The 19835-nt window shown below is 37.4% G+C and carries 16 protein-coding genes and 1 pseudogene; 12 read left to right on the top strand and 5 right to left on the bottom strand.

Annotation, left to right across the window (positions count from 1 at the left end; all coding sequences use genetic code 11):
* Positions 1-111: 111 nt before the first annotated feature.
* The 3 genes from JKP73_RS03740 (at position 112) to JKP73_RS03730 (ending at position 3203) form a co-directional block, all read left to right on the top strand.
* Positions 112-1410, top strand: a complete 1299-nt coding sequence (locus JKP73_RS03740; protein WP_200410939.1) for an extracellular solute-binding protein — start codon at positions 112-114, stop codon at positions 1408-1410.
* Positions 1411-1489: 79 nt separating this feature from the next.
* Positions 1490-2368, top strand: a complete 879-nt coding sequence (locus tag JKP73_RS03735; RefSeq protein WP_031335135.1) for a carbohydrate ABC transporter permease — start codon at positions 1490-1492, stop codon at positions 2366-2368.
* A 13-nt stretch (positions 2369-2381) separates the two neighbouring features.
* Positions 2382-3203 carry a carbohydrate ABC transporter permease gene (locus JKP73_RS03730; RefSeq protein WP_021289612.1) on the top strand — a complete coding sequence of 274 codons (822 nt, stop codon included), beginning with the start codon at positions 2382-2384 and terminating at the stop codon, positions 3201-3203.
* A 25-nt stretch (positions 3204-3228) separates the two neighbouring features.
* On the opposite strand, the gene JKP73_RS03725 is transcribed toward JKP73_RS03730, so the two are convergent.
* Entirely contained in the window at positions 3229-3834 is a 606-nt protein-coding gene (locus JKP73_RS03725) for a YesL family protein (protein WP_021289611.1), read from the bottom strand.
* A gap of 182 nt (positions 3835-4016) precedes the next feature.
* Here JKP73_RS03725 and xylA point away from each other — a divergent pair, with 182 nt between their 5' ends.
* Positions 4017-5342, top strand: coding sequence for a xylose isomerase (gene xylA / locus JKP73_RS03720; RefSeq protein ID WP_021289610.1), 1326 nt, complete (start codon positions 4017-4019; stop codon positions 5340-5342).
* Between the two features lie 24 nt (positions 5343-5366).
* The gene (xylB, locus tag JKP73_RS03715; protein ID WP_021289609.1) at positions 5367-6866 is read left to right on the top strand and encodes a xylulokinase; all 1500 of its coding nucleotides are present in this window, start codon (positions 5367-5369) and stop codon (positions 6864-6866) included.
* Positions 6867-7093: 227 nt separating this feature from the next.
* Here the strand turns inward: xylB and xylE are convergent, their stop codons facing one another.
* Positions 7094-8497, bottom strand: coding sequence for a D-xylose transporter XylE (gene xylE, locus JKP73_RS03710; RefSeq protein WP_031335133.1), 1404 nt, complete (start codon positions 8495-8497; stop codon positions 7094-7096).
* Positions 8498-8784: 287 nt separating this feature from the next.
* A pseudogene (locus JKP73_RS03705) lies at positions 8785-9518 on the bottom strand (GntR family transcriptional regulator).
* 606 nt (positions 9519-10124) lie between these two features.
* Here JKP73_RS03705 and JKP73_RS03700 point away from each other — a divergent pair.
* From JKP73_RS03700 to JKP73_RS03680, 5 genes are all read left to right on the top strand, one after another.
* The gene (locus JKP73_RS03700) at positions 10125-11399 is read left to right on the top strand and encodes an ABC transporter substrate-binding protein (RefSeq protein ID WP_188944019.1); all 1275 of its coding nucleotides are present in this window, start codon (positions 10125-10127) and stop codon (positions 11397-11399) included.
* A gap of 70 nt (positions 11400-11469) precedes the next feature.
* Positions 11470-12336 carry a carbohydrate ABC transporter permease gene (locus JKP73_RS03695; protein ID WP_021289605.1) on the top strand — a complete coding sequence of 289 codons (867 nt, stop codon included), beginning with the start codon at positions 11470-11472 and terminating at the stop codon, positions 12334-12336.
* Between the two features lie 3 nt (positions 12337-12339).
* Positions 12340-13254 carry a carbohydrate ABC transporter permease gene (locus JKP73_RS03690; RefSeq protein ID WP_021289604.1) on the top strand — a complete coding sequence of 305 codons (915 nt, stop codon included), beginning with the start codon at positions 12340-12342 and terminating at the stop codon, positions 13252-13254.
* Positions 13255-13327: 73 nt separating this feature from the next.
* A complete protein-coding gene (locus JKP73_RS03685) occupies positions 13328-15226 on the top strand; it encodes a beta-N-acetylhexosaminidase (RefSeq protein WP_200410938.1) in 1899 nt (632 codons plus the stop codon).
* An 18-nt stretch (positions 15227-15244) separates the two neighbouring features.
* Positions 15245-16264: a lactonase family protein gene (locus tag JKP73_RS03680; protein ID WP_160806762.1), complete on the top strand. Its 1020-nt coding sequence runs from the start codon at positions 15245-15247 to the stop codon at positions 16262-16264.
* Between the two features lie 350 nt (positions 16265-16614).
* On the opposite strand, the gene JKP73_RS03675 is transcribed toward JKP73_RS03680, so the two are convergent.
* A complete protein-coding gene (locus JKP73_RS03675; protein WP_160806761.1) occupies positions 16615-17259 on the bottom strand; it encodes a hypothetical protein in 645 nt (214 codons plus the stop codon).
* Between the two features lie 262 nt (positions 17260-17521).
* Here JKP73_RS03675 and JKP73_RS03670 point away from each other — a divergent pair, with 262 nt between their 5' ends.
* Positions 17522-17953 (top strand): DUF4396 domain-containing protein, encoded by a 432-nt coding sequence (locus tag JKP73_RS03670; RefSeq protein WP_267903249.1) that lies wholly within the window; start codon positions 17522-17524, stop codon positions 17951-17953.
* Between the two features lie 61 nt (positions 17954-18014).
* Positions 18015-18104 carry a DUF4396 domain-containing protein gene (locus tag JKP73_RS23370; protein ID WP_306465006.1) on the top strand — a complete coding sequence of 30 codons (90 nt, stop codon included), beginning with the start codon at positions 18015-18017 and terminating at the stop codon, positions 18102-18104.
* Positions 18105-18187: 83 nt separating this feature from the next.
* On the opposite strand, the gene JKP73_RS03665 is transcribed toward JKP73_RS23370, so the two are convergent.
* Complete coding sequence (locus JKP73_RS03665; protein ID WP_160806760.1) at positions 18188-19045, bottom strand: lytic polysaccharide monooxygenase; 858 nt, start codon at positions 19043-19045, stop codon at positions 18188-18190.
* Between the last annotated feature and the right edge of the window lie 790 nt (positions 19046-19835).

Below are 19835 nucleotides of genomic sequence, written 5' to 3'. Positions count from 1 at the left end.
TTTAACAAAAATAAACTTTGTTTATTCAGTAGACAAACGATGTTTTGCATGATATTCTTATTTCGTAAGTAAATTGCAACTTTTTAAAAAATAAGGGGCGGGGGTTTGTTTATGTTTAAAAAGAAAGCGATTACATTCTTGTTGTCAGTTTTCATGCTGCTTACCCTAGCAGTTGGATGTTCTGATGCAGATGAAGGGCAGGCTAGCTCTGAAGATGGTAAAACAGTAAAATTTATGCATTTATGGCCAGAGGGTAGTTCTGCTCAGCATAATAAAATTGTAAGCGAAATCATTAACGATTTTGAAAGTGAAAATCCTGATGTAACTATTGATTTAGAAGTCTTGAGTAATGAGCAATACAAAGACAAGTTAAAAGTGCTTTCGACATCGAATGAATTGCCTGATGTCGGGATGACGTGGGCAGCAGGATTTCTTGAACCCTATGTTGATGGTGAATTATTTGCGCCTTTAGATGATTTGGTAGAAGGTGAACTGAAAAATCGATTTGTATCGGGTACAGCTGAAGCATATGCTGTGGATGGCACTACATATGGATTGCCATTGGAATTAAACATTGCAACTGTATTTTATAATAAAGCAATTTTTGAAGCATATGGCCTAGAAGCGCCAAAAACATATGAAGAATTCCAACAAATTGTTAAAACGTTAAACGATAATGGTGTAGCACCAGTTGCCTTAGGTAATAAAGATCGATGGACAGGTTCTTTATGGTATATGTACTTGGCTGATCGAATTGGTGGTTCTGATCTATTAACAAATGCGATAAATCGGTCAGCTTCATTTGATGACCCTGACTTAGTACAAGCAGCTAAGGAAGTACAAAATTTAGTAGACATGAATACATTCGTAAAAGGATTTAATGGACTTTCCGATGAAGAAGCAAAGAGTATGTTTATGAACGAACAAGCAGCTATGTATTTAATTGCAACTTGGGATCTGCCTAATTACACGACCAATGAGGATGTGCCACAAGAATTCAGAGACTCTGTCGGGTACTTTAATTTCCCAACTGTTGATGGAAATGGCGATATGAATAGCTTTGTTGGCGGACCAGGTGTCGGTCTATTTGTATCCGAAAACTCAGAAGTAAAACAAGAGGCAAAAGATTTTGCGTCCTTCTTTGTACAAGAATGGGGAGAGAAGTCAGTAACAGAAGCAGGAGTTATTCCAGCAACAAAAGTGGATGCCGGATCGCTTGATCTCCCACAAATGTATGTGGATGTATTAAATGATTTGAATCAGGCAAGTAATCTTACGCTATTTGCAGATGTCCAAATGAGTGCGGATGTAGCGCAGGTGCATCTGGATATGATTCAGTCCTTATTCGGTAAAGAAGTAGCACCGGGGGATTTCACTAAGCAGCATGGAGACGCGCTGTCTAACGAATAGGGAGATCACCTGATTAATGATGAAAAGGACCATCCCAAAAGGATGTCCTTTTCAACTTCTCAATATGGAGTTGAATGTAATGAATAAAGTAATGTCAAATAAATGGGTGATTACCATCTATATACTTCCGGCTCTCTTATTAGTCGGGGTTCTCATATTTATTCCACTTCTGCTTTCGGGCTACTATGGCTTGATGGATTGGAATGGAATTAGTGCCATGGAATTTATTGGACTGGAGAATTATATTACAGCAATTCAGGATGTGAAGTTTTGGGAAAGTGCATGGCATTCTTTATTATTAGCGCTGTTTTCAACACTTAGCTTAGTAGGATATCTCGCCATATCAGTCATACTAGCCTCCAGGATAAAAGGATCTGATTTATTAAGAAAGATTTATCTAGTACCAATGTTGCTATCATCTGTAGCGATTGCTCAGCTCTGGATTAAAGTATTTAATCCAACGAATGGCATGTTAAATAGTGTGTTAATGACAATTGGGTTTGAAAATCCACCAGCTTGGTTAGCTGAACCCTCTATTGTATTATTTGCTATTTTCGTTCCTATTTTATGGCAGTATGCTGGTTTTTATATTCTTATTTATTATGCAGCGTTAAAAAATATCCCCGAAACGATTATAGAAGCAGCTAGAATTGATGGAGCGACCCCACTTCAGATTGCGTTCCGAATTAAAGTACCATTAATTATGACGGTGATTAAAGTAACAATTGTACTGGCAATTGTCGGTTCATTAAAGTACTTTGATTTGATCTATGTCATGACAGGTGGAGGTCCAAATGGTGCAAGTGAGGTTATGGCCTCGTATATGTATAAACTAGCCTTCTCGAGTAACGATTTCGGTTATGGAAGTGCTATTGGATTTTTATTACTTATTATTACCTTGATTGTCACGATTATTATTAGAAAAGCTACTGCTACCAAAGAAGAAATTCAATACTAAAAGGAGGGATAACATGCAACGTATTGGATATGTCATCTTATATATCGCATTGGCACTTGTTGCTTTATTTCAGGTATTTCCTATTATCTGGCTTTTTATGTTCTCCTTAAAAGATAATCAAGAAATCTTTTCAGGATCACCGTTTGCATTACCAGCAGAATTCAGATGGGAAAATTACGTAACCGTATGGGAAGGGGGGATAGGAGGTTACTTTTGGAATAGTATCTGGATAACGGGGGTAGCGATTATCCTAACTGTACTGTTTGCAAGCATGGCGACATTTGCAATCACTCGCATGCAATGGAAATGGAATAAGCTTGTTTTAGGTTTATTTATGGTAGGTTTAATGATACCTATACATTCAAGCATTATCCCGTTGTTTAATATGTTTTTAAATGTAAATTTAATCGATAATCCGTGGTCGATTGTTATTACGTATACTGCTTATAATCTGCCTATTACGATAATGATTCTATTAGGTTTCTATTATACATTACCACGGGAAATCGAAGAAGCAGCCATTATTGACGGATGTTCCATCCATCGAATGTTTTTTAGAATTATTCTCCCCATGACAACGCCAATAATGTCAACAACGGTAATTATTAATATGATCTATAATTGGAACGAATTTGTTTTCGTCAATACATTCATTAGTTCGGATGAATACAAGACGTTAACAGTAGGTATTCAGAACTTCATTGGCCAGTATATGACAGATTGGGGAGCGATTGGAGCGACGTTAATTATTAGTTTTCTTCCTATTCTACTAGCCTTTCTATTCTTCAGTAATAAAGTAGTAGAAGGAATCTCATCTAGTGCTGTAAAAGGGTAAGATAGCACCCTAGTTTATGGTTGATTCACTTGTGAGTTTCCTGTTTTTTGTGAATCAATTGAAATGCATGTAAACCGAGCCACATCGTAATCAATGCATAAATGGATCCTCCAAAAATAAAAGCCAATGCAGGAAGTGTTTGGTAAATGAAGAATAAAATCGTTAGACAAAGAATCATTAAAAACGTATGGAGCGGATGAATCAACATAATTAAAAATGCTTGCTTTATTATCTTAAATACATGGAGGTCATAATGGACATATGTTGGAAAAATGTAAAATAAGAAAATGATATACAATAGTATAAATGCAAATAAAGGTACTTGTATCCAATCTAATCGACTTGCCTGGATATACCAAATATCCAGACATATTAACAGGATACCTGGCAAGAGGATGGCCCCGAGAATATTGCTTTTCCTAAATTCTTTTTTGTAGTATACCCAGAATGTACGGAGCACAGGAATATCCGTATCCCTTCGTAACCATTTGCGTATAATTGCATACATAGCAGTTGTAGAAGGGAAAATCCCGATAATAATAGCACCTATTAAGGAAAAAAAGATCCATAATACATTGACCAAAGCCATTTTAGTTATCCATTCTAGTATCCGATAAAGTACACTGTTCATATAAGAATCTCCTTAACTATCAAAAGTCCTATATCTTTATATTATAATGGAAACGCTTTTTGTTCTAAACTAGTTCTTTTATTATAAACTTAGTTTATTCAATAGACAAACTAATGATAGATTGCTATACTTTAAATTGAAAGCATTTACATGAAAAGTATTATTAATAGGAGGTATAGATAATGAAATATTTCAACAATGTACCAAAAATAAAGTATGAAGGTGCATCATCAACCAATGCCTATGCATTCAAGTTCTATAATCCAGATGAAAAGATCGGCGGAAAGACGATGGAAGAGATACTTCGTTATGCAGTCGCTTATTGGCATACATTTACTATGGATGGGTCAGATCCATTTGGTGCGGGAACAATGGTGCGTCCTTGGGATAAGTATACAGGTATGGATTTAGCAAAAGCACGGTTGGACGCCGCTTTTGAATTATTTGAGAAATTAGATGTTCCATTTTTCTGCTTTCACGATGTAGATATCGCGCCCGAGGGAAGGAATTTAAAAGAAACCAATCAAAACCTAGATACGATTGTTAGCTTAATGAAGGACTACATGAAAGATAGCAAAACGAAATTGCTCTGGAATACAGCGAATAACTTTACCCATCCACGGTTTATTCATGGTGCGGCTTCTTCTAATCATGCAGACATCTTTGCTTATTCTGCAGCTAAAGTGAAAAAAGGACTGGAAATTGGAAAAGAATTAGGTGCAGAAAATTATGTGTTCTGGGGAGGACGTGAAGGATACGAAACGCTCTTAAATACCGATATGCAATTAGAAATGGATAATCTGGGTCGTTTTTTCCATATGGCGGTTGATTATGCCAAAGAAATTGGATTTAATGGACAGTTCTTAATTGAGCCAAAACCAAAGGAGCCCACGACACATCAGTATGATTTTGATGTAGCTACAGGATTTGCTTTCTTACAAAAGTATGATTTACAAGATCACTTTAAATTTAATATTGAGGCAAACCATGCTACATTGGCTGGCCATACCTTTGAACATGAGTTACGCTATGCTCGCATTAACAACATGCTGGGTTCTGTTGATGCAAATCAGGGCGATCCGTTACTTGGGTGGGATACAGATGAATTTCCAACCGATTTATATAGTACCACGCTAGCTATGTACGAAATTCTTAAAAATGGTGGGCTAGGTCGTGGTGGCCTTAACTTTGATGCGAAAGTAAGAAGAGGTTCATTTGAACCAGAGGATTTATTCCATGCGCATATTGCCGGAATGGATAGCTTCGCTGTTGGTTTACGTGTAGCACAACAATTAATTGAGGATCAAGTGCTAGATGGCGTTATCAATGAACGATACAACAGTTATAATGAAGGTATTGGCAAAGAAATTGTTGAAGGGAACACCGATTTTCACAAATTAGAGGCACATGCGTTAGAATTAAAAGAGATAAGCCATCAATCTGGACGACTTGAAAAAATTAAGACAACAATGAATCAATACTTACTTAGAGCCTATGCAGGTGAATAAGCGGTACTAAATGAGGTGTGAGCAATGAAGTACGTGATTGGTGTGGATTTAGGAACAAGTGCAGTAAAGTTATTATTAGTCAATCAGCTTGGCGAGGTTGTTAAGGAAGTTTCAAAATCTTATCCGTTAATACAAAAAAAGGCAGGTTACAGCGAACAAGATCCAAATGAGTGGGTCACACAAACATTAGCAGGATTAACGGAGTTATTACAGCATTTCCAGGGTGATAAAGCAGCCATTCAAGGAATGAGTTTTTCCGGGCAAATGCATGGGTTAGTTCTTATGGACAATAACAATCAAATTATTCGTCCTGCAATTCTTTGGAATGATACAAGAACAACAGATCAGTGCAAACAAATCTACAATATCGTTGGAGAAAAGCGCTTATTGGAGATCACTAAAAACCCTGCTTTAGAAGGATTCACCTTGCCAAAATTACTGTGGGTCAAGGCAAATGAACCAGGTAATTATCAAAAGGCAGCCAAATTTGTATTACCAAAGGACTATTTACGGTATAGATTAACCGGACAATTGCATATGGACTATTCCGATGCTGCGGGCACTCTTCTCCTAGATATAAATAAGCATCAATGGAGCACGGAAATTTGTGAACTGCTCGATATTTCTACAAGTATTTGCCCCCCGCTCATCGGTTCCCATGAATCAGTAGGAAAGATCAATGCCGAAATAGCTGCAGATACTGGTCTCTCTCCAGCAACACGTGTTTTTGCTGGGGGGGCAGATAATGCTTGTGGAGCAATTGGTTCTGGCATATTAGAGGATGGCAAGACGTTATGTAGTATTGGGACTTCAGGCGTCGTGCTCTCCTATGAATCTACCAATGATAAAGACTTTCATGGGGAGGTTCATTATTGTAATCATGCCGTTCCAGATGCCTATTATACGATGGGAGTTACGTTGGCAGCAGGACATAGTTTAAGTTGGTTTAAAGAAGTAGTTGCTAAAGAGGATAGCTATGAAAATCTTCTAAATGAGATCAGCGCTGTTCCTCCAGGATCAAATGGATTATTATTCACCCCATATATTTCAGGAGAAAGAACCCCCCACGCAGATGCGAATATTAGAGGAAGTTTTATTGGTATGGATAGCTCGCATGAGCGACGTGATTTTGTTCGTGCTGTTTTGGAAGGTATTACTTTTTCTCTTCATGAATCGATCTCGATATTTCGAAAGAGCGGAAAGCAAATTGATACCGTTATTTCAACGGGAGGGGGGGCAAAGAATTCAGAATGGCTACAAATGCAAGCAGATATTTTTAACGCAAGAATAATTAAGCTTTCTAGTGAACAAGGCCCTGGTATGGGTGCTGCTATGTTGGCGGCATTTGGCTGCGACTGGTTTGATTCACTCCAGGCATGTGCAGATACATTCCTACAGGTCGAGCATGAGTTTTACCCTGATTCAGATAAAGTCAAAATGTATCAGCAGTTGTTTCTTCTTTATAAAAACATTTATTACCAAACAAAGGAATTAAATGAAGCTTTGGTTGACTATCGAAAGTAAAAGACAAGTAAGTGAATTTCCCTTTCTCTTCCTAAAGGTGGGCATCATAGAGGATGTTCAATAGGTAGAAAAGGGTTTTTCGTTTAATAGAATTTGTTTTAAAACAAAAGAGTATATGTGAAGGGGAAGAAAGCGTATGTTGAGAAATGCCATTATACAACCCTACTCGATGTATATGAAAACATAGAAGGACAACTACCCGTTTAGCTGTCCATCTATGTTTGCTATTAGCTAATTTTGGTCTCTTTTGAATTGTTCCACATGTTTTCCATCTCTTCTAATGTCTTTCCTTTCGTTTCTGGTACAAACTTCCAAACAAATAGGGCAGAGATTACACTGACAATGCCATAAATTCCATACGTCATTCCACCACTATATTCCATCATCATTGGATAAGTGGAAGATACAAGATAGTTGGCTGCCCATTGTGCGGCTACTGCAATTGCTACAGCTTGGCCACGAATTTTATTAGGGAAAATTTCAGAAATAAGTACCCAGCAAATTGGGCCCCATGACATCATAAATGAAGCAGTATAGATAATAATAAAGATTAATGTCCCAATGCTTATAATATTGGCAAAAGCTAATCCGGCAACTCCGAACATTCCAACAGCCATTCCAATGGAGCCAGTTATTAATAATGGGCGGCGTCCTAATTTATCCACCGTAATAATAGCAATAATCGTGAAGATTACATTCACCAGTCCCATCACAATGGTTTGAAGCATAGAAGCATCTTTTGCTGCACCCATGCTTTCAAAAATACGAGGTGCATAGTATAGGGCAACATTAATACCTACAAATTGCTGGAAGACGGAAAGTAAAATCCCGATAACGATTACCGTTTTACCATAAGCGAAAAGCTTTGATTTAGAGGCGCTTTTTGATTGTTTAATATCTTGTAAGATGTTGGAAGCTGTGTTCTTCCCATTGATTTTTGTTAAAATGGTTAAGGCTTTACTTTCTTGATTGGTTAATGCTAAGTATCTAGGTGTTTCAGGTACAAAGAAAAGGAAAACACCAAATAATAATGCTGGAATAGCTTCTGAAGCAAACATAAACCGCCATCCCATTTCATTTATCCAGTCTAATGACTGTCCTCTTGCGATGCCCCAATTTACAAAATAGACGACTAACATTCCAAATATAATGGCGAATTGATTAAAAGATACAAGCCTCCCCCGTATAGTAGCTGGTGCAATTTCACCAATATACATTGGCACAATTGCTGAAGCCAAACCAACTCCAATCCCACCGATTATTCGGTAGAAATTAAAGGTAAGTAATAGACCAATTGTTGGTTCTCCCACTTCGAAAAATAAAAACTCTGGGTAGGCTGAACCTAATGCTGACAATAAAAAGAGAATTGAGGCTACAATTAATGATTTTTTCCGTCCAAAGGTCGAAGAGAAAAAGCCAGCAATTATTCCTCCTATGATACATCCAATCAAAGCACTAGAAGTAGTTATTCCATGAATAAATGAACTTAGCCCCAATCCATTAATTAGATAATTCTCGATAGATTTCTCTGCCCCTGAGATCACAGCAGTATCGTAACCAAATAACAGTCCACCTAAAGTTGCCACAAAAGTAATGGAAAAGATATAAAGGGAGTTTCTATTCTTTGTCATGTTCATTTTAAAGCCAGGTTATAAATATAACGCTTTCAAAAGAAGCAAGTAACCTGTCTTATCCTCCTTTCAAGATTTGTTTAGCGCTTTCAATTTCTGAAATTAAGTATAACAGGAAACACTTAGTTTGTCTATCGGATAAACTAAGGTGGTGGAAATAGGTATGAATCTAGCTAAATAACACAGGTCATGAAGATCTTCTTACTTGGGAAGTGGTTTTGCTGACTCGTTATAGCAGAGCCCGTGCCTGTGGAGAGCATGCCTGCTTTATACCGATTTCGTATTGTCTAATAACGAATAAGATCGATCATGAATTTATAGCGGTCCGCTCGGTACGAAGATTTTACGACTTCCAGTGTATGTTTATTCTCTAAATGAGTAGTTCGTTGCATAAGAAGAATCGGGGAATGTTCTTCAATTCTTCAATTTGAAGATGTTTAACTTCTTCTTCATTTGCAATCGCAGCTTCAATTAGTTGAAATCCATCCATAATCTTTAAATGAAGGGTATTTTCAATATATTGATAGAGTGAATGCTGGACAATTTCTTCTGTGATTCCCATTACTAGGTTTGCTGGGATATACGTGCGTTCGAGTGCCATAGGAATATCTTCAGCCAGTCGTATTCGTTTGATTTCATACACTGGTGCGTATTCTTTTATTCCTAGCTGTTTAGCAAGCTCCTTTCCAGCTGGAACGATCTCAAACTGAAGTAATTTGCTGCTTGTTTGCATTCCCCTTGCATGCATTTCTTCTGTAAAACTAGTCAAGCCTTGTAACTTCTGTTCAAATTTTGGTCCCATTACAAAGGTGCCCTTACCTTTTATTCGATAAAGGAGTTGATCACTTACAAGATTCATAATTGCTTGCCTGACTGTCATTCTACTTATATTGTACGTTTCGGCGTATTCACGTTCTGAAGGTAATATATCTCCAGGCTGTAACTCCTGTTTTTCAATTTGATTCTTAATATGTTTCTCAAGTTGATGATAGATTGGGATCGGAGATTTTTTATTAATCATGTCGTTACTCCTTAGTTGAATATATTCCTATTCTATTTTATATAGAAAGAAAATTTTCATTTATTAGTTAATTAAAGCATAGCACCAATCTATATAGTTGTCTAGAACAGTTAATTGGGAATGTAAATGGAATAATTAATCATGATATGAAGGAATGTCGATCGTTTAGGGGGATGAAATAATCATTTTATAACTAACGAATACAAATGAAGCGTACCTTCATTTAACACGTTATATTGTGAATGCATTTGTGATTATGACAGCCATAAATATTGGTATAGACATATAGACCTATGTTCGATTTGGAAATTGCATACAATACTGCTCGCAATGCAATGAAAGGTTTTTGCAAGTAAGCAACTATAATAAGCCTTTAAAACAAATTTTGAAACATGTTACATACATTAATGACGTGTTAATGGCATGAATATATGTCCAAATTGAATAGAGAAAGGAACTAGGATTAGGATAAACATCACAAATATAGCGATTACATTTTTTAGATTGATAATATTGACATTTTTCAGAAAACTGGTACTATCGGTATAGACAACTAAATGTTACTTAAGTTGTATTATTTGTAATAACAAAAAAAGGGGGAGAAATATGGTGAAGAAAAGAAGTTTTGGGTTTTTGGTAATGATTATGTCAATTTTTCTATTGCTTCTTGCTGCATGTGGAGATGATGGAGGTAATGAATCTTCAGGAGGAAATGATGCAGAAGCGAAAGAGGATGTAGAGCTACGAGTGGTTACTACAATGGCAGGTACGGATCCGGCAGGTGAAGTGTTTGAAACATTATTAGAAGAATTTAAGAAAGAAAATCCTCATGTTTCCATTGTCAATGAGTCTCAATCAGCAGATGCTGGTACAATTCGTACCAAAATAAATACCGACTTTACATCGAACAACGAACCAGATCTTATGTTTTATTTTAATACGGTAGATGCTGAAGGAATTATCGATGCTGGAAAAGTGGTGAATCTTGAAGAAGCAGAAGGTGTAGACCTTTCTGGTTATGGAGAGATGTTGGAACAGCAGCGATATGAAGATGGTAATCTTTATGCTGCTCCACAAACCGGTTTCTATGAAGGGTTATTTGTCAATAAAAAATTATTTGAAGAACATGGCGTAGATTTGCCAACAACTTGGGAGAAATATGAAGAGGCAATTAAACAGTTCTCCGAAACGGATATTATTCCAGTAGCTGCTTCAACCGAAGATTCTTATTACGTAGTAGAGCATTATGCACTAGCTGCTGGTGGTGCAGAGAACTATAATGCTACCTTGGCAGATAAAAATGCGGCATGGGCAGAAGGTCTAGATAATATTGGGAAACATGCAGAAATGGGAGCGTTCCCCGAAGATGCAGGAACGATTGATCTAGCGATGGCTTCCAATCTTTTCCATCAAGAACAAGCAGCAATGCTCTATGAAGGTTCTTGGGCGTGGGGAAGTATTCCAGAAGAAGTTGCAGAACATGTAGAAGTATTGCCAATGCCGATTTACGCAGAAGGTGGATCAACTGGAGATGTTGTAGGTGGTGCTTCTCAAGGTTGGTTTATAAGTACAAAAGCGTATGAAGACGAGAATAAAAAAGATGCCGTTGTTAAGTTATTCAACTTTTTAACATCAGAGGAAAACATTTTACGAATTGCAGAAGCTACTGGACAGGTTCCAGCAAAAGGATCGCTATCTGATTTACCAGAAAATATTGCAGCAGGTCATAAAATGGTAGATGAAGCAGGATCAGTATTGACTCCAATTAATGACCGGATTCTACCAGAAGCTTTTACACTTATTCGAACAAGTGTACCACAAATTGTAAGTGGTGATAAAACAGGTAAGGATGTACTTGAAGAAGCTGCTGCTTTAGAATAATTCATGATAAGGCTGTCTCCATCGTATGTGAGACAGCTCTTATTTAAATCATGTTAAAAAGGGGTTCATTATGAAAGGTGATCGATTCGTTATATTTCTTTTCTTAGCGCCAGCTTTTTTAATCTCAGCTGTTTTTTTATATTATCCTTTTTTCGAAAACATTGTTCAAAGTTTTTATAATACGGATGGTTTTTTTAATTCGGAATTTATTGGATGGGATAATTATAAACGGTTGTTTGAGGATGAGATTGCCATTGGCGCAACATTAAATTCATTAGAATTAATGTTATATGTTGCTATTTTTCAAGTAGGTATAGCTTTGGTGTTAGCGGTAATGGTCGACTCGATTAAACATGGGGTTCGTTTTTTCCGCACGACGTTTTTCTTTCCAATTGTCATCTCCGGTGCTGCTATCGGTTTGTTGTTTACATTAATTTATAATCATCGCAATGGTCTCTTAAATGAAATATTAGTGAATTTAGGATTTGAACGAATTGTTTGGCTGACAGAGCAATCGTCGTTGTACATGGTGGCAATTCCCACGATATGGAGTTATGTAGGCTTTTACTTTTTGATCATACTAACAGCGATAGAAAAGATCCCAGACGATTTCTATGAAGCAGCTAAATTAGAAGGAATTACAGGGTTTCAACGAATGACCAAATTAACGATTCCTCTAATTGTTAGCGATTTAAAAACATGCCTTGTTCTAGCAATTACAGGAGCATTAAAGATATTTGAATTGGTTTACATTATTACGAGGGGCGGGCCAGCAAGATCTTCGGAGGTTTTAGGTACATACATGTATCAAAAAGCTTTTGATGATGGTGCGATTGGCTACGGTGCTACCTTAGCAGTACTGATGGTCGTCATAGGTCTGTCATTGGCGTTCCTTACGAATACGTTTTTAAGCAATAAGGATGAGGTAACCTATTAATCGATGAATTTTAACAAGAAAAGTGGTGAACACAACTTGGGTACTGAAGAAAAACAATTGACATTATGGGAAAGTTTCCTTGGCCGATTGTTTACAAAATCTAAATTTGGCAAACTATTTATTTATACGATCCTGATTGTTTGGTCAATTTCTACAATCTTCCCACTACTTTGGGTATTTTTAAACTCGTTTAAGCCATCAAAAGAGATTATCACCAATACGTTTCGGCTGCCAGCTGACCCAACATTGCAGAATTATTTGAATGCTTTTGATACAATAGATATTGGAAAGAGTTATCTGAATAGTTTTATTATGTCTGGGTCGGTTGTGTTTTTTACCCTATTCTTTGGGGGGTTAGCAGCTTTTGTTATGGCGAGGATGCGGTTTCGTCTTCGCGGAGTGTTGCAAACAGTTCTAGTAATGAGTTTGTTAATTCCAGCATTTGCTACGATTGTACCTGTTTATCGAATGATGATCGATCTCGAATTGGTGAACACGTATTGGGCATTAATTATTCCACAAACAGCAGGGAATCTACCATTTGCCATTCTCGTTATTAGTGGATATATGGCAACGATACCAAAAGAACTGGAAGAGGCATCATTAATGGATGGGTGCAGTCGCTGGTCAATGTTTACGAGAGTATTTCTTCCGGTCTCATTGCCTATTTTCGGTACAGTGGGGACATTTGTATTTTTATGGTCGTACAATGACTTATTTACATCGCTTGTTCTCGTTGAACAGGAGCAAGTCCGTCCGATCGTTGTTTTATTATCACATGTCAGCTCGCAATATGGTACAGATTATGGTCTAATGACAGCGGCAATTGCGATGACGGTTATACCGGTGATTGTCTTTTATTTATTCGCTCAAAAGACATTGGAAAAAGGAGCAACTTCTGGAGCAGTTAAAGGGTAAACAGGGATAATGGTGGAAAGTGATGCATATGCTTTCTACCAATCTTGTTACATTGACAAAGGGAGGATGAAAGATGAAGCTCAAATTAGAAGGAGATACAGAAGCAGTACTATCAGGAGTTCATGCCTTGCAGCAAGAGTTAAACTTCAAATTGACAGATGATGGAATTCCTATACATATCGAGCAAGCAGATAACCAATTATCCGTTTCATATGAAGATGGACGAGCGAAAATTGTATTTGGGGAAAAGGCAGGCTTTTTCCGTGGGCTAGGGTTATTTTTCCAGCATTATGCACAGAAGGAGGCATTTTTCTTAGAAGAAGAGCCGCAATTTGACACGATTGGTCCAATGTTTGATGTCTCACGGAATGCCGTGATGAGAGTAGATCAATTTAAAGGGATCTTTCGTAAATTAGCATTAATGGGCTTTAATGCCGCCATGATTTATATGGAAGATTTATATGAAATAAAAAACGAGCCCTATTTTGGATATATGCGGGGGAGGTATTCCCAGGAAGAATTAAAAGCGCTTGATGACTATGCAGATCAATTTGGAATTGAAGTTATTCCATGTATTCAAACGCTGGCACACTTGGAAGAGTTTTTGAAGTGGAGTGATGCCGCTAGATTAAAAGATACACGTGGAGTACTGCTAGTTGAAAGTGAAGATACGTACCAATTTGTAAAAGAAATGGTTGAAACGGTATCCAAGCCGTTTCGTAGTTCACGTATCCATATTGGAATGGACGAGGCGGAAGAATTGGGCAGAGGGGTCTATTTGAATAAATTTGGTTATAAGGATCGTCTCGAATTAATGACCAAGCATTTGGAACGTGTGTTAGAAATCGTTGAAGCAAATGGGTTAAAACCATTCATGTGGAGCGATATGTTTATTAAGCTAGCATCAAAAACAGGAGATGTTCATTATGATCCTGCTACAGAAATTCCTGAAGAAATCATTGAAGCAACACCTGAGAATGTTACGTTAATGTATTGGGATTATGCCCATACAAAAAGAGAAGATTACTTAGCTATGATGGGAAAGCATAAGGCCTTTGGAAGGAACCCTGCTTTTGCTGGAGGTATATGGGTTTGGAATACATTTGCAACGAATTATGGATTGTCCCTAGATACAAGTCATGCAGCCTTACAAGCATGTAAGCAAGAAGGGATTCAAGATGTATTTGTAACCCTTTGGGGAGATGATGGCTATGAAAATAATTATTATTCTGCTTTATTAGGTTTGCAATTATATGCCGAGCATGCGTATACTAACGATTTAGATCGAGAGAAAGTGACGGAGCGGGTGAAATTTATTACAGGTATAGAGGAAGGAGCCTTCCTATTATTAAATCAATTAGATGCCATTCCTGGAGTAGCAAAAGATAATAAAGAACAAACCAATCCTTCTAAGTTTTTACTTTGGCAAGATGTATTACTTGGCGTATTTGATAAACATGTAGAAGGGCTTGATCTTTATTCACATTATCAAGAACTAGCGCAAAAAATCCTAGCGATACGAAACCCGGATCATGAATTGGATTTTATCTTTGATGTACCTCAGAAATTAGCTGAACTATTGAGTTTGAAAGCGACGATTGGTGTAGAACTAAAGGCCGTCTATGATGCAGGCAATAAAGAAGGATTAAAACAAATAGCCGATCAGATTTTGCCAGAAATTTTGGAGAGGGCAGAAAAGTTACGCATTGCTCATCGCTATCAATGGTTATCTATGAATAAACCATTTGGCTGGGAAGTAATTGATATACGTTATGGTGGATTAAAGTCAAGATTGGATACAGCGATCCATCGGATTAATCAATATTTACAAGGTGATATTGCCATGATTGATGAGCTCGAACAAGAACGTCTATATTATCATGATATTAAAAATTCAACTGCAATTGGCTGGTCTAGTTATTACTATCGCATGGCTACACCAAATGTATTCTTCCATGTGCTTCCAATATAATCAACAGGGAGTGTGTCTATGACAACAAAAGCGAATCCTTATCATGTTTATGTAGGGACGTATGGAGAGGAGTTAGATGCTTCCATACAAATCCTATCCTTAGATACAGAGGCAAGGACTTTGAAACTAAAAGCGACCGCAAAAGGGATTAAAAACCCCTCTTACCTAACGATAGATAAGCAGCAACAGTTACTTTATGCAGTAAGTGAAGTAGATCAAGGAGAAGTCGTTTCGTATCTAATAAGGGAAGATAATGCTTATTTGACAGAACAAAGTTATCAAAGCACCTATGGAAATGGTCCATGTTATGTAACCCTGGATGAAACAGAAAGCTACTTATTAACTGTTAACTATGGAGAAGGTACAACGACCGTGCATCAGTTACAGGAAGATGGTGCAATTGGTCCACTAACGGATCAACAGGAGTATGGTGCTGGTTCACATCCACATACCATTGTACACCTTCCCTATACTCATAAATACGTAGTGACTGATTTAGGGTTAGATAAATTATATCTATACCGCTTTCGTAATGGAAAACTAGAACTCATCAATAGCTTTGATACCGTTCCAAAGTCAGGCCCAAGGCATGTAGCCGTAGCAATAAATCATCGGAAGCTGTATGTCGTGAATGAGTTTAATTCAAAAATTAGCGTTTACCACTACAATGAAAGCATAACAGGCTTACAACTCGTCCAAGAAATCAGCAGTCTACCTGCTGATTTTGAAGCGGATAATTTTGGGGCAGATATTCATATTGCCCATAAAAAATCATATTTATATGCCTCCAATCGAGGACATCATAGTATTGCTATATTTAAAATGGATAAGGATGGAACTTTATCGTTGGTTGATTATGTATCAACAGTAGGAGATTGGCCGAGAAGTTTTGCTCTTACTCCAGATGAAAATGGGATGTTAATTGCAAATGAGCATAGCAATTCAATTGTATTAATGGAAATTGGAACGAACGGTATCCCTAGATATTCAGGGATTGAGTATTGTATTGACGAACCTGTCTGTGTCAAAGTCAAGTGATGATAAAAGTTTGGGGTGATTGCAATTCGGCTGTTGAGAAACTCTCGGCGGCCATTTTTTAGCCTCATCGACAAGATGCTTTCTAGCAGTGACTTAAAGAATTGGATAAGAGAAGAGAATGGAGGAGAATGTCTACATATATCTAGGCAACAATCTAGCTTATTACGTGAACCTGATTATTGATGTAAGTTGATTCCGATGAAGAGAAAGCCCGTCATTCCTTTGGAAAAACGAGCGACTTCGAAATCGTTGAACCTGATTTTTGCAAAGAAGCTCTGGCCTTTGTCCGCGGAAAATCGGGATATTCCGCTCCTGAATTATGAACGCAGCTTATCGAAAAAATCAATGCTTCAGTATGTTTCTTTATAAAGTTCTTTGAATAAGGCTTCGGCATGGGAGCGATTATCTCCATCTTCTCGAATTACCGCGATTTTACTTGCTGACGCAATTGCTAATCCTGAAAACAAAGGATGATCACTTAGATCCAAACCATATGGGTGTTCCTTCGTATCTGATTCCTTTTGATGAAAAAGCAGCGTGACAGATGATGGAAGTGCTAATTGTTCTAATGAAAGAAAAGGTCCATCCTCTACAAAGCGTTTAAAATAACCAAGGTCAAAAATGTAAATATCAGGCTTATTTTCCTTGATGGCAATCTGACCTTGTTGAAAATTTGCCATATCTTCTGTTGCGTTTACTTGATTAGGTACATACACAAGCCTTATATGAATACGCTCCCAATTTGGGAATGATTTTTGAACCCGTTGTTCGATAGAGGAGAAATCCTCTTCCTGATAATTACCAAACAACATAATATCTAAATCTGCCGGGGCTTTGTTTGCATCATTTGATTTAGCAATTTGGCCTTCGATAAGGGTATAGCCAAGTGAAGATACGAGGAGAAGCAAACAGATAGCAGCAATCGTATGATATTTATAATGGTAAGAAAAGTTTTCGATCCGTTTTCGAAATGTATCCGAAGTATGTTTGTCCATATGCAACGATCCTTTTCATAGATTTGGTGCAAAGCTGCTGTAGTAAATCTATGCTGTTACGTTGGGTTGATTATACCATAATTTAAATGCCATTCTGTTCTACATGGAGAATATCTATCGGTCCAAAACCATTCACGCGCTACGTTTCTACTTTCTGTATGAGGGTATATTACTGCTAGTCAATAAAAGGAGGGGGACAATGTTAGCCATTATTTCATGAGTTTTTTTAGCAATCGGATTCTTCTGTTCTTTGATTATAATTATGGGTATTATTAGGCATCCGCAAATGATGGAAATCATGGATGTGGTTTGGCCAATAAATGGATGGTTTTTGGGTCCATTGGCGCTGTGGACATATTTTAGATGGGGGTCGAATAAAAATATAGATATTCAAGACAACCGCCATCAAACCGCTAAAGTATTTGTTTCTACCAGTCATTGCTCAGCAGGTTGCACTGTCGGAGATAATGCTGTTGGTGTTCCCTTTGTTGTTTGGACTGTAACGATTGCAGGCTCCACCTTATCTGCTCATTTAATAGTAGAATTTATACTCGCCTACATAGTTGGTATTATATTTAAATTTTATACCATCTATCCAATGAACGAAGCACAGGGAAGGATGGGTTCCATTAAGGCAGCCATTAAGTCAGATTCAATCTCTCTAATTGCATTTGAAGTTGGAATGTTTGGTTAGATGGTAATTGTACATTTTATCCTATTTACCCAGTAAATCAACCGAGTCTATTTATTGATATATGATGCGAATTGCAATGGTTTTAGGTTTTCTTACAAGCTATCCTCCTAATTGGATTCTAGTACGGAAGAACATTAAAGCAGCGACGTGAGTCAGGAATTCTATTAAAACCATCGGATTAGAAAGATAGAAAGACCCTCTTAATAAGAAAAGGGTCTTTTTTAAGGATAACTTTTATTTCAAAATAGTGCCAAGTGAGTAAAAGTAAGTGAGATAACTGGTATTGTTTGAGGATGCTGTTCCTTCACTAACAAGCTCCCAAACCTCAGCTTCACCTGGTGTTTCACCTTGGGTCCACCATTTTGCTTCATAAATATTTCCATTATAGGTTACTTGATCTCCACCTAGATAAGTTTCGTTTGCATCCCAGGCAGGAGCATCACTTGGTTCTCCGGGATCAGGTTCGCCAGTTCCTGGATCACCAGGTTCTACATACTCCCCATCGAAGTTGGCATCAATTACATTGTAAAATGCATTTGCTGTATCAGCCACTTCCCAGTAAGCAAGGATGACATGATACCCTGTTCTATCTGGAATCACGCAGTCATGATTAACTGTAAATGGAGGGCGATCTCCATTATCATCAATGGAGCAGAATCGTTCGAAATCAGAACGTTCTAAAGGATCATTTGGATCCCAGTCTTCTTTTGTGATGTAATATTCCCATTTATCTGTTGCATGGGCAGCTGTTAGTGTCCATTCGAATGTAAAAGCACCACTTGACATGGGAACCTTCGCCCAGCGATCTTCCGATTGAGCATCGAGTTCATGAAAGATATTTGCACTGGCAATTTTTCCATCTGGAGGACCACCTTCTGGATAATTACCAGGAGCTTCAAGACTTTGCGGTTCATAGATCACAGCACCACAGTCATAGTTGGCTCCGTCAGCACATAATAAGTTACGGCTCTCTGGATTATTAACATATCCGTGTGCGGATACAGAATTAGCAAAAGCAACGGAACATAATAACATAATCAGAGCACCTAAAGTGATTTTCAATGTTTTCGGAACGGATGTTAGTAAATTCATTTAATTCCTCCTTGAAAACGTAAATGGTGCGAAAGGTCGGGTGAAATGAAATTAGAGCAGTGATTGAATAGAATAAGAACTTGATATATTTTATAAACGGATTGTTGTCATAGAATAGCTGAGTTATTAGAAGAGCAATACGTTCTTATAATTAAGGGGGAGGTGTACATAATGTTGGTTTCTTGATTTATTGCTCCTGTCTAGACAACTGTAACAAAGTATACAAATTTATCCTCCTCTCTCTAATATTTGTCATAACCTTTCGCTTACTTCAAGTATACATAAGTAGATACAAATATCAACAGAAGGTTAAGAATTTACAGATAATTGATGAAAAAGACCTGCCTAAAGTAGATAATTTCTTAAAATAGTTCATATTTACCAATTTTCAGGAATTTATGATGTGGCTGTAGACTTCGAATTAATTATAAACTGGTATAGTCATCCTAACATAATAATGCCTTTGTTAAGACAGGAGGGATGTCTTTCGTTCTCGGGAGTTTCCTTAAGATGAATTAAAGCAGAGCCCCTAAATTGAAGGGAACTGGCTCTACATAGGTGATGCTAGCTTTGCCAAGTTAGATGAGTCCAAGGAAAGTATAATCAATATCAGAGTGCAAATGAAATATGCCTCCGTATTTTAATCATGTCAACAATGGAGATGACAAAATTATATTTAGATTTCATTGAGAAAGCCCTTTCTTGGACAGTAAAATTGTATTAGGAATTTCGGTATAAAAAACATTAAATCTATAAATAGAAGGACATCCTAAGTCCGTGAAAGGAGTGT

Source organism: Virgibacillus salexigens (assembly GCF_014905415.1).
Classification (GTDB): Bacteria; Bacillota; Bacilli; order Bacillales; family Amphibacillaceae; genus Virgibacillus; species Virgibacillus salexigens.
The sequence above is the reverse complement of the archived record's forward strand: the minus strand, read 5'-3'. Positions and strand labels throughout refer to the sequence as shown.